This window comes from Sphaerimonospora thailandensis, from assembly GCF_016863115.1.
Classification (GTDB): Bacteria; Actinomycetota; Actinomycetes; order Streptosporangiales; family Streptosporangiaceae; genus Sphaerimonospora; species Sphaerimonospora cavernae.
The window spans coordinates 1-6,831 of sequence record NZ_BOOG01000097.1; the positions used below are offsets into that span (position 1 = coordinate 1).

General features: G+C 59.5%; 4 protein-coding genes. 2 read left to right on the forward strand and 2 right to left on the reverse strand.

Annotated elements, in window-relative coordinates; genetic code table 11:
* Nucleotides 1-202: 202 nt before the first annotated feature.
* Nucleotides 203-445 (reverse strand): DUF7662 domain-containing protein, encoded by a 243-nt coding sequence (locus Mth01_RS28765; protein ID WP_204019109.1) that lies wholly within the window; start codon nt 443-445, stop codon nt 203-205.
* A 603-nt stretch (nt 446-1,048) separates the two neighbouring features.
* Between Mth01_RS28765 and Mth01_RS28770 the strand changes: the two genes are divergently transcribed.
* Together Mth01_RS28770 and Mth01_RS28775 are read left to right on the forward strand one after the other, a co-directional pair.
* On the forward strand, nt 1,049-4,030 hold the full coding sequence (locus Mth01_RS28770) for an ATP-binding protein (protein WP_204019110.1): 2,982 nt from the start codon (nt 1,049-1,051) through the stop codon (nt 4,028-4,030).
* Complete coding sequence (locus tag Mth01_RS28775) at nt 4,027-5,238, forward strand: response regulator transcription factor (RefSeq protein ID WP_204019111.1); 1,212 nt, start codon at nt 4,027-4,029, stop codon at nt 5,236-5,238. The genes Mth01_RS28770 and Mth01_RS28775 overlap by 4 nt, the downstream gene beginning before the upstream one ends.
* A gap of 271 nt (nt 5,239-5,509) precedes the next feature.
* Here Mth01_RS28775 and Mth01_RS28780 read toward each other — a convergent pair.
* Nucleotides 5,510-6,831 (reverse strand): IS1380 family transposase (locus tag Mth01_RS28780; protein WP_239090083.1); only part of this gene is annotated, 1,322 nt, incomplete at its 5' end.

The window sequence follows — 6,831 nt, forward strand, 5'->3', positions numbered from 1 at the left end:
GGCCATTCGCCGGTCGCCGTTCCTCGGCAATTGGACGCCAAGCGTCACAGACGGGCTTGAGCCGGAGGAGTCGGTCTGCTGGGCTCCGCCTGGGTCGATGGCAGACGGGATGCGCGGGCTTCCACCTCAGCCACCGCGGCCCCGCGCTCTCCAGCTCAACGACACCCGGAGCCGGAGGCCCCCGCCGGAGGCATGGTCTTGATCAGCTCCGAACGAACGTCACCTGTCCCGCTCTGAGGTCCGGCGTGGCCAGATAGCCGACGCCGAGCCATACGGCTTGCGTGTGCTGGGGGTCGCTCCCCCACCAGGCTGAATGCTTGAAGGCACTGGCTGGGAGCTCCTCGCCGATGACGCGCGCCACGTCGGCGAAGGTCATTCGGACTCGCTCGCGTCCATCCTGCTGGAGATGGTGTGCCAGACGTTCGTACTGCTCTCGGGCGACCACGCCGCCAGTGTGAAGGCCAACTCGGCGCTTGTCACGAGCGGCCGGAGCCGCCGTCGGCCGGGACCGGCCCCCAGGCCGCACGCCCGGCCAGCGAGCGGGCGACGGCCCGCGAGGCGGCGCGCAGCGCCGCCCTTGATCCCTATGAGCACAATTCAGCAGTGCCACGAGACCACGAGAACCCGGGACCGGACCCCAGGCGTACCCGGGACGTCAGATGTCAGCAGCTCACGAGGACAGTACGGAGTACATGTCGATGTACCGGCGGCTGCGGGCGCTTACTTCCGGTACAGCGGTACCCCAGGTACATGAGCTCAGCGGTACGACAGCCGAAGTTCCCGTGGGATCCGTGTCGACCAACCACTACCGTGTCAACGGCCATTGCCCGCCAGAGCCTCGGCGAGCCGGTGGGGAAGTTGGCCGATGAGCGGCGCAGGCGCCGGGTGGCGGCGTCACGGCCGTCGGCATACCGCGAGCGCTCTTGGGAGCAAGCAGTAGAAACTCCTTCCATCGCAAGCTATCGTCCCTATCTATCGATCAAGGTCTAGAGAGTGGACGAAGATGGTCGCAGGCAGGGGTTACGCTGGTGGCCTGTCACGGCTGGGTGTGATTGGACAGCCTTTCGATCCGAGTTTCAACGATGTCACATCAGCGCTGGAAATGCTGGCCCATATGGGGCTCAGTAACCCATCGCAAGAATTGCGCAACGGGGTAGCAGTATCACTGGTGCATAGCTCTTATCTGTACGAGAACCGCGAGCGCCTACCAGGAGTCACGCAAGGCTTACTGAATGCATTAAATCGTCTGGGCGGAGAATTCATTCACAGACTAGCTACAATCGAGACGTACCGAGGACAAGCCGCTCCGACTTCAGCGTCGATAAGTAGGGGCGTTGCGCAAATTATCTCTACCCTACCCTCATGGGCGGCAAAAGAGGGTTGGCTGCGCAATTCGGCGGCGTTAGGGCGCGGCGCAGAGATGGAAGGTTTGAGCGGCAGGTCGGCCGCCCAGCTATGCCGGCAGCTTATAGGCGTCCTCGCTTTAGCTGGCGAAGGTGCGGTTGCGGCACGAATGGTGACTAAATTTATCTCGATAGTCAGCACTAAGCAGCTCGACAATGTCGACGATCCGAAAACCGTACTTCAGGAGCACTTGCCCGGCGGGCTACCTGAGATTCAGTACTTCCGTGATGGTCCGGACCATGACACTGCATTCCAGGCAGTCATAAAGGACTCCCGCGGACGTAGAGGAATAGGCACAGGAAAGAGTAAGAAACTTGCTTCCCAGCAGGCTGCGCTAGATTTCCTCCAGAAATATTACCCCGCCGCAATTGTCTCTCGAAATCGCACGGCAACACAAGACCGCGAGAGTGCCGTCAGACGCCCTCTCGAGATCCAGCACCCGAGACGACACGCGCTCTTGGTGGAGAGAGTTCAAAAGCTATTCGAGCTTCCTCAAGCGGCGCGACCTTTATTGTCGCAGGCACTTATTCACGCATCTTGGGCTTACGAGAATAAGTCTTCAATCAGTGCAGCAAATCAGCAAGATAATCAAGCTCTTGCCCGTATCGGGTCTATAGCGCTCTCTTATGAGCACGTCCTCGCCACTGTTCAAGGACTCATCACAGATCCTCCCGAAGAAATTAGTCTCCTCACTATCAGCAACGACGTCTATAATGAAGCGTTCCGCCAGGTGGGGTTGTCCAGCGGGCTGCTATTGGGAATAGGACAGGCTTCATTGGCGATCCCCATAGATATGGGGTCCAACACGTTCCAAGCATTGATTGCCGCCATCTATGTAGCCAAGGGGTTTCCGAGCACGTTGGCGGAGTGCTGGCCAAGAGAATGGCAGCCGATTTGGAGCCTGATCGCCCAAAGAGAACCATCGCTGGATCCAACCACGCTTCTTCAGCGGGCTACCGCCGCCATGAAGATGGAGACCGCCTACGACTTCCTCATGGCAGGCCCGGATCACCAAGGACGCTTCAAGGCTACCATCGCACTCTATAGTCCGACGTTGAACGTCCGAACCGCGCTAAGCGCAGAAGAAGTCATGGCCGGCGGCAAGACGAAAGCGAAGCACAATGCGGCGCTTCCCATTCTTGAGGTCTTGGAGAAGCTTGCGGATGAGCGTCCCGCACTTTCGATGGCGGGATGCAGCGAAAGCGAAAGGTCGCTCGCTCGCTTTCTGCTAGCGCATCAATTTTCCGTGCTTACAACGCCTCCCGCTCCGATACAGCGCTGGATTAATGCCAAATTCTTCGGCCTCCATCTCGCCTCGTCTCCAAAGAATCTCCTTAAGTGGGCGCTAGAGGTAGATCAACTACTCGGCCTACGAATTAACCTTCAGCCCAACAATTACCTTCGAGACGCTTTCAAGGGCGCTCTGGATAAATCCGACACCTCTACTGATGTTCTTGGGTCACTGTTAATACACACCCTGGACACCTTAGAGCAAGTAGATGAACCTGAGGATATAAGCAGTGGCACCCTAATGCAATTAGTGCAGCTATGCAACGTTTACCGCTGCCTAGGTACAGAAGACCCAAATATCAGCCTCAGTGACCTCATCACCGACTGGAGCTTTTTGTATCACAGGCGATTGCGCATAAAGAACCCTACGCCAGAACTGGAGGTCTCGGGGCGTGAGCGTGCAGTGCTTGACGCAGCGTTGACCGCGGCTCTGGACCACGGTGAAACAACAGAAGTCGAGGTGCTCAGTTTCCGTCCCTTCCACTTGCGCTTCCACATCAACACCCCTATAAAAGAATCCTCTCTTGAGCAGCTTTGCGCCTTGTGGTCAACCGTCAGCAAGACGACAAGAATGACCACAGCTGCCCGGAGTATAGATGTGATTATCGAACAGTTCGATCTGCCTGCTGAGCCGGGGCCAGTAACCCAGGCTGTCATCAACGCGTTGACCCCTCGGCCAGAGCAATATCCGGGTGCTGTGGCTGACCTCCTACATGACCTCAAGAACCAACTAGTTGCGGCGCGATCAGCTGCATCACAAACTGCGGAAAACCGCACTGCTCGGCTCCAGCGCCAACTCACCGCAAGCCGCCATCTGGACCAGGCTCATGCCCTTGCTCTACGTCTTAGAGCGACAAGGTCGATGTTGCGACCAGCTGGCAATGAGAGTCTGGAGCTCGGTACATTTTTGCGGCAATATGCAGCAAGTGTCCTTACCCGACTTCCTTCCGCGATTTCTCTATCCGTCCCCGAATCGAAATCTGTCGTGCGCGTCCCAATGGATGGGCGGGCTTTCACCGCGATTTTAGATAACCTGATCGGAAATGCGATTGAAGCACTGCCCGATGGGGGTTCCATCACTTTGGATTGGACAGCCGACGATTACGAGGCCGCAGTCGAAATAGCAGACAACGGTCCTGGGATTCCGCCCGAAGTTCTCGCAGCCTTCAGGTCAGGTGAGAGAATCCGTAGCACCAAGCCTGGAGGGAACGGACTTGGGCTGTTTGGAGTACGCGCATTGCTTAGTCTAGTCGGAGGACAATTAACTCCTGTTGCCGCAAACACCGGGACTGCTTGGCTTATCACGCTACCGATCACGGAGGAGACGGAATCGTGACGTACTCTTTGAGGAGTTTGCGCATTCTTGTGGCAGACGACCAAGGTGATGTCGCTCGCACTCTCTGTAATGCGCTAAAACGAGCTGGGGCTCACCTGAAATACGCGACTGACGGGCGTTCTGCTCTAGATCAAATATCTTCCAATGTCTTCGACCTTGTATTGATCGATATGAAGATGCCGCCTGATGAGTGGGGTGGCTTATGGCTACTTCAGCAGTTACAGAGTAATGGCTATCGTCTCCCAAGCCTGGTGCTTTCAGGTGAAGGGTCGAAGCAGCAGGTGATCGAGGCACTTCGGCTCGGCACCGCAGATTGGATTGTTAAAGACCAGGCGGGCGAGGAGCTACTCCCACGATGCGGAAAGCTACTTACAGATCGTCTCGCCGAAAGCTTAGACTATGCGTGCGGCTACCTGCCTACTCCTGTTGCATACCGTTTCGCTCGATACGTGCGAATGACGGACCCGGAAAAGAAGGTTATAGAGGGGTTGCATGCGCTAGAGTCCGTGCTCCGCTTCATCGCTATCCTCGGTCTTAGCACTACACCGGCAAGGCCTTTAAGAGCGATCACGGCGGGTCGGTTAGCGGCACCCAGTATGGGCACCTGGTTCGATATGTGCACGGCTCTTGCAGATAGTGCTACGGAAACAGCAGCTAGGTATGCCGCCGAACTACTTTCATGGGTGGCTCCTGAGCGGTCAGATCGCTCGGTTATACAAGACCTCGTCACCCTACGTAACAGTATTGCTCATGGCAGAGGAGAGCCTAGTTCCGCGCAAGCCGAATGCCTTGACGGCGTCTTGCGTAGATTCGCGCACCGCGCATCCTCACTGTGGCGAGCAGAGCTTATTGTTCCTACATCCATGACTTATGATGGTTCCAGCTACGATATCAATGTATGTACCCTTAGGGGTGTCGGCAAACCCGTACCAGGGACGATAAAGTTAACTGTTCCGGTCATCTCGGGCAATGTTTTCATTGTGTCCGAAGCATTCGTACCATTCTCCCTAGCTCCATGGTTGGTAATCGACATGAACGGGTTGGATGACCTTCGTTGTCTACAATTTGATGGCTTGCAGCGCGGCAAAGCTGGAATCGTTTCCGATACACCCTTCAAATACAGCGACACGGCTGGAGGGGATTACCTATCTCCTGTCGCACATCCGGAGGGTAGGTGGGAAACCTTGGCCCCGTGGGCAAATCATTAAAGCAACGACAGCGGTCTCGATAACAAATGAGGCTGTGAGCTCTCGATGCCAGCTTCATCAGCCGGTGGGTCGCGTCAACCTCGATGACTCAGCGGTTGGCCGAGCGCCGTGAAGCTCTCCGCTGGCCGGAGATTTCTAGCTGATCGTCCTGTTTATTCATCTGTGCGGCGTGGGGTGCCGCCCGAGGCGCTCGGGTGGGCGGCGGCTTCCATGGGTCCGCGGGGTGGTGCGCTTCGCTCCTTCCTGTCTCGTGGGGACGTGTTTTCCCTGGTCAGGTCGGCGCGGGCAGGGCGCACAGCCGCTGCCAGCAGATCAAGAACGCCTCCTTCCATGGCCAGGTGCCGCTGATCTTCAGGATGCGGCGGCGGGCGTGTTTCACGAGCCGGGCGGGCAGGTGCCACAGGCAGTACCGCATCGTCTGCGGCTCGGCCCTGGCCAACTCGCTGTCGTCGTACAGGCCGAGCAGCCGGGTCCAGGCGTCCAGGTCGGCGGCGATATTGGCCGCCAGCACCCACCCGACATTCACGTTCCAGGCCTTGGACAAATTACGCAAGCCCATGGCCTTGTTCGTGCGCACCCGGTCCTCCACTGCGGCGTGGGCGCGATGGAGCACGTCGATGAACTGCGCCTGGTGGCTGCCGGCCACACCCCGCATCCCTCGCGGGCCGAAGTTCGTCGCGATGATCGAGTACTTCCACCCGGTCTTCTTCTCCAACGCCGTCAGGTTGGCCTTGTGCCGGGCCGAGGGTTTGACCCGGCGGACCAGCAGGCGCACCTTCCACCCGGCGGCACGGGCGTTGACGCCGATCAACTCGGCAACGCCGGCCTGGGGATGCACGGTGCCGTCCTGGCGCAGCGCCGCATCCCAGGCGTCGGCGGGCAGCGCGGCGATCGCCGTCTCATCCACCTCGATGATCGTCTGGCCAATCGTCCACCCGACGGTGAAGCGGACCGTGCGCCGCGTGGTGTTCAGCTTCCGCAGGCGTTCCACCAGGTCGTGGGTGGCGCCCGCGCCGTCGACGCGGATCAGCAGCTTGGCCCGCCACCGGGCGGGGATCTGCTCGATCGCCGCGGCCAGCACTTCCAGGTGATCGGCGACCGTGTTCGACCCGGCCGACCCCGTCCGCAGCAGCATCGCCAGCGACTCCTGCGTATTAGTGCACCAGGCGGCCAGCGGATGAAACCCATACGTCCGCTTAAAAGTGGCCGCCGCGCCTTCCTTGGGCGAATGCGCGGTGATGAGCGTGGCGTCGATGTCGATGACGACCCATCCGGTCAGCACCTTCCCGGCCACGACCAGCCAGGGGAAACCCGCCTCGGTGGCCTCGATCAACGCCCAGACATGCGTGCGGACCTTCGCCCGCGCCCGCGCGATCCACCGGGCCAGCACCGCATCGGCCCCGATCGGTTCCAGCGTCCGGCGCACGGTGGAGTCCGACGGCGGCGCCCCGAACACCTCGGCCTGGTGGGCCAGCACGCTGATCTGCCGCATGCTGGTCGCGCCGAGCACGATCGCCACCGCGAGCTGGACCAGCACCATGCCCCGGTCCCACAGCGGACCGGCTCCCCGCCGGGCGAACACCGCCCCGAGTT